Here is a 4,795-nt window from a genome sequence, read left to right as displayed (position 1 = left end):
CGGGGTGCTGGACGAAGAGGCGCTGGTGGATGCGCTGCGCGGCGGATGGTTGCGAGGGGCCGGGCTGGACGTGTTCGCCCGCGAGCCGCTGCCCGAATCGTCGCCGCTGTGGCACCTTCCCAACGTGCTGGTAACACCCCATGTTTCGGGTGCGTCGCCCCGGTTCTGGCGGCGGCAGATGGACCTCATCGTCGAAAACCTGCGGCGGTACCAGCGGGGCGAGACGCTTCGCAACACCGTCGACAAGCGGGCGGGATATTAGCGTGGAAAACATCATCAGCGCCGCCGTGCAGCGCGGGGCGAGCGATCTTCACATCAAGGCGGGAGACGTGTTCCGTGCCCGCATCAACGGGCAGCTCATCCCGTTGACCAAGCAGCGGCTGACACCGGAGCAGACGCGCGCCATCGCGGTGAAGCTCATCCCCCACGAGCGCGACCGCGAGCAGCTGGACGAACTGCAGGACTACGACTGTTCGTGGGGACTGCCGGGGGTGGGACGCTTCCGCGTGAACATCCTGCGTCAGCGCGGCAGCTTCATGATCGTCATGCGGGTGATCCCGTTCGAGATCCCCACCATCGAGCAATTGGGCCTGCCCTCCGTCGTGCAGGACATCTCGGCGCTGGAGCGGGGGATGGTGCTGGTGACGGGCGTGACGGGATCGGGAAAGAGCAGCACGCAGGCGGCCATGCTGGGGTTCATGAACCAGAACATGCGCCGCCACATCGTCACGCTCGAGAACCCCATCGAGTTCCTTCACCGTGACGTGAACTGCTCCATCACGCAGCGCGAGGTGGGCATCGACACCGACAGCTTTCGCGTGGGCCTTCGCGCGGCGCTGCGGCAGGACCCGGACGTGATCCTGATCGGCGAGATGCGCGATACGGAATCCATCGACATCGCGCTGAAGTCGGCGGAGACGGGGCACTTGGTGATCAGCACGGTGCACACGCGCGACGCGGCGTCCACCATCAGCCGGCTGATGGCGACGTTCCCGCCCGAGGAGCAGAAGATGGTGAGGCTGCGCCTGGCCGAGCAGCTTCAGGCGGTGATCTCGCAGCGGCTTCTTCCCAAGAAGGACGGCAAGGGCCGGGTGCTGGCGTCGGAGGTGATGGTGGTCACCGGCACGATCCGTGACTGCATCGTAGACCCGGAGCGCACGGCCGAGATTCCCGACCACATCGCCGAGGGGCGGGCGACGTACGGAATGCAGACCTTCGACCAGTGCCTGATGGACCTGGTGGCCAGCGACCAGGTGGATTACGCGGTCGCCAAGGCGGCGGCCACCAACCCGAGCGACTTCGAGCTGAAGCTGAACATGCTCTCCGGCGGACGGCCGGCCACCAGCGCCGCGGCGGCTGGTTCGGCACCGCCCGCGGGCGTGTCACAATCCTACTTCTGATCCCATGCCGTACGCCCTTCTCGCGGCCGCGCAGCTCGCCGGCCTCGTCCTGGTTCCCTTCGGGCTTCCCGGCACCTGGCTGCAGGTGGCCGCGCTGGGCGTGTACGGCTGGACCACCGGCTTCGCTACCATCGGCTGGCCCACGATCCTCTTCGCCGCCGTGCTCGCGGCCATCGGCGAGATGGTGGAGTTTTCGCTGGGCGGCCGCTACGCGCGCAAGTACGGCGGCAGCCGGCGCGCCGGGTGGGGCGCCATCATCGGCGGCGTCGTGGGGGCCATCGCGGGCGTTCCCGTTCCCGTCATCGGCAGCGTGATCGGCGCGTTCGTCGGCGCCTTCGCGGGCGCGGCCATCTTCGAGCTGACGCTGACCAAGGACTGGCGCAATCCCGAGCTGGGCTCCGCGGTGCGCGTGGGCTGGGGCGCGTTCCTGGGCCGCCTGGTGGCCGTCGCCGCGAAGTCGGCCGTGGCCGTCGCCATCGCCGCGCTGGCGCTGGTCTCCGCGCTCCGCTGACCTTTCCCTTGCCCAGGCAGCCCCTGTCCGACGACCTGGCGCGCCTGCGCCGCGAGAACGAGGAGCTTCGCGCCCGCGCCGACGAGGCCGAGCGCCGCAGCGGCCTGTTCTCCGCCATCTGCGACGCCCTGGCCGATCCCGTGCTGGTGACCGACGGCGGCTACCGCATCCTGCTGGAGAACCGGCGCGCCCGCTCTCTCTTTCACGCCTCGCCAGGCGATCCCGACGAGCGGCGGCGGATGGTGGAGGTGAACAACTTCCTGTTCACCTCGTTCCTGGCGCGCCCCCGCCCGCCGATGGTGGAGGCGCGCGAGCTGACGCTGGTGGACCCCGACACGGGCAACGAGCTGCTGTTCGAGGCCGTCCCGGCGCCGCTGCCGGCCGGCGCCGCCGTGCCCCGCGACGCTACCGTCTCGCTGCTGCGCGACGTCACCGAGCTGCGAAAGACTTCCAACCAGCTCGGCCACCAGGTGCGCCGCGCGCAGCAGGCCGAGGTGCGCGCCCGCGGCGAGCGCGACCAGCTGAACCTGATCCTGGCGCACGTGGGCGCGCCCGTCGTGGTCACCGACCACCGCGGGGCCGTGGTGATGATGAACCGCGAGGCGCAGCGGATCTTTCGCCCCGACGCCATCCCGGGCGGCGCGCCCGACGCCGCGGCCGCCGCCAACGCGGACCGTTTCTTCGCCGCGGTCGAGGAGTTCGCGCTGGGCGAAGAGGCAGCGGCGGTCACGCGGGTGGACCTGCGCGAGCCCTCGTCGCGGCAGGATCTGCCCGCCGAGCTGATCTCCGGGCGCATCCGCGACGGCGACGGGGCTACGGCGGCGGTGGTGTCCATCCTTCACGACCTGACGCACGAGGTGGAGAACGCGCGCTTGGCGGCGGAGCTGGCGCGGGTGAACGCGGGGCTGGAGCACTCCATTCGCGAAGCCACCGCCGAGCTCAAGGACCAGAACCGGGAGCTCGCGTGGCAGCGCCAGGAGCTGGAGCGCGCATACCGCCACAAGAGCGAGTTCCTGGCGAGCATGAGCCACGAGCTGCGCACCCCCATCAACGCGCTGCTGGGCTACACCTCGCTTCTGCGCGAGCGCATCTACGGCGACCTCACGCCGCGCCAGGACCAGGCACTGGTGCGCATCCACTCGTCCAGCGAGCACCTGCTGGAGCTTGTGGACGACATTTTGGACCTGGCCAAGATCGAGGCCGGGCGCATGCCGCTGCACCTGGAGCCGCTGGACATCGCCTCACTGATCGGCGAGCTGACCGACGGCGTGGAGCCGCTCGCTCGCCGGAAGGGGCTGCAGCTGCGCGTGGACGTTCCCGAAGCGCTCCCCGTGCTGGTCACCGACCGGTTCCGCGTGAAGCAGGTGGTGCTGAACCTGCTCTCCAACGCCATCAAGTTCACCCACGAGGGAACGGTGTCGGTGCGCACCCGCCAGCTGGAGGGCGGGGTAGAGGTGCAGGTGGCAGACACGGGGATCGGAATTCCGCCGGACGAGCTGGCCAGCATCTTCGACGACTTCCGGCAGGTGGACCAGTCGTCCACGCGCGAGTACGGCGGCACGGGACTGGGGCTTTCCATCGTGCGCAAGCTGCTGGGGCTGCTGGGCGGCGCCATCCGGGTGGAGTCCGAGCCCGGCCAGGGGTCCGTCTTCACCGTCACGCTGCCGTTGCGCAGCGTCGAGGCGCGCGAGGGCGAAGAGGCCATCCGGCGTGCCATGCAGGGCGAGGCCGTCATCGTTCACGACGGCGTCGCCCGCCCGCTCCCCCCGCCCGACTCGGCCCGCGGCTAGCGGCGAGACCGGCGATCTGCGCATTTACGATAATCGTAAAACGTTCTTACCTTTGTCGTTCAACTGCACCGCCCCGCTGCTTCGTGTCCGCCGCATCTCTATGCGGTTCTCCCGAAGAAATTTCGACGCGTGACGGCTTACAGGCTCGCCATCTTCGACTTCGACGGCACGCTGGCCGATTCGTTTCCCTGGTTCCTCCAGCGCTTCAACGACCTCGCGGACCGGCACCGGTTCAAGCGCATCGAGGCGCACGAGGTGGAGGCGTTGCGCGGAAACAGCGCGCGGCAGATGATGGCTCACCTGCGGCTTCCCGCCTGGCGGCTGCCGCTGGTCGCGCGCGACATGCGTGCGTGGATGGCGAAGGACATCCACACCCTGCGTCTGTTCCCAGGAGTTGCGGAGATGCTCCACGCGCTGGCGGATGCGGGCGTGGAACTGGCCGTGGTCACCTCCAACTCATACGAGAATGTGCGGCGCGTGCTGGGTCCCGAAACTGCCGGGCTGATGGCGCACGTGGAGTGCGGCGCGTCGATGTTCGGCAAGCGGGCGCGATTCCGGCGGGTGCTCCGGCGCAGCGGCATCCCCGCGGCGCTGGCCATCAGCATCGGCGACGAGATCCGGGACGCGGAGGCGGCGCGGGCGGCAGGCATCGACTTCGGCGCGGTAGCGTGGGGATACACCAGCCCGCCGAGCCTGCGCGCCCAATCACCGGCCCTGTTCTTCGACACCGTGGAGGACATCGTCCAAGCGCTGGTGGGTCCTGTCTTACGACCCTCTGAACGGGGACGGCGCTGAGCGAATTCTGGATGTGCAGCACAGGTTCGCGGCCGCGTCGTCTGCGGGAGCAGGCTGACGTCTGGTGTTTGTTCCAGCGGCGAATCGGGAGAGATGTACATCAAACAAGGCATCGGCGGCGTTGAGCCGCAGGCCGCCACGAACATTGATGTTCTTGTTTGAAGCGATCGTTCTTACAATTTTGCTATTCGTGGAGTGTAGCGTGCTTCAGAATAGACTCTGGGGCGCCCTCCACATAGCCTGACAAGACCTGAATGAAAGGAGCAATTTGTCATGAAGCAGCACAAGCTCACGCTGAA

General features: G+C 68.6%; 5 protein-coding genes. All 5 read left to right on the top strand.

The genetic code is table 11. The annotated features are described in order from the left end of the window. On the top strand, positions 1–262 hold a 262-nt coding region (locus VIB55_RS01395; RefSeq protein WP_331874871.1), incomplete at its 5' end, for an NAD(P)-dependent oxidoreductase. A 1-nt stretch (position 263) separates the two neighbouring features. Then, positions 264–1,400, top strand: a complete 1,137-nt coding sequence (locus VIB55_RS01390; protein WP_331874870.1) for a PilT/PilU family type 4a pilus ATPase — start codon at positions 264–266, stop codon at positions 1,398–1,400. 4 nt (positions 1,401–1,404) lie between these two features. Further along, on the top strand, positions 1,405–1,911 hold the full coding sequence (locus tag VIB55_RS01385; RefSeq protein ID WP_331874869.1) for a DUF456 domain-containing protein: 507 nt from the start codon (positions 1,405–1,407) through the stop codon (positions 1,909–1,911). Positions 1,912–1,919: 8 nt separating this feature from the next. Continuing rightward, entirely contained in the window at positions 1,920–3,701 is a 1,782-nt protein-coding gene (locus VIB55_RS01380; protein ID WP_331874868.1) for a sensor histidine kinase, read from the top strand. A gap of 129 nt (positions 3,702–3,830) precedes the next feature. Next, entirely contained in the window at positions 3,831–4,496 is a 666-nt protein-coding gene (locus tag VIB55_RS01375) for an HAD hydrolase-like protein (protein ID WP_331874867.1), read from the top strand. Positions 4,497–4,795: the final 299 nt, after the last annotated feature.

The sequence above is a fragment of the Longimicrobium sp. genome, assembly GCF_036554565.1.
In the GTDB taxonomy this organism is placed as follows: domain Bacteria; phylum Gemmatimonadota; class Gemmatimonadetes; order Longimicrobiales; family Longimicrobiaceae; genus Longimicrobium.
The sequence above is the reverse complement of the archived record's forward strand: the minus strand, read 5'-3'. Positions and strand labels throughout refer to the sequence as shown.

Bases quoted from the DNA above. Each gene is read 5' to 3' on its own strand.
- VIB55_RS01385 (WP_331874869.1), top strand. From the start codon at position 1,405: ATGCCGTACGCCCTTCTCGCGGCCGCGCAGCTCGCCGGCCTCGTCCTG.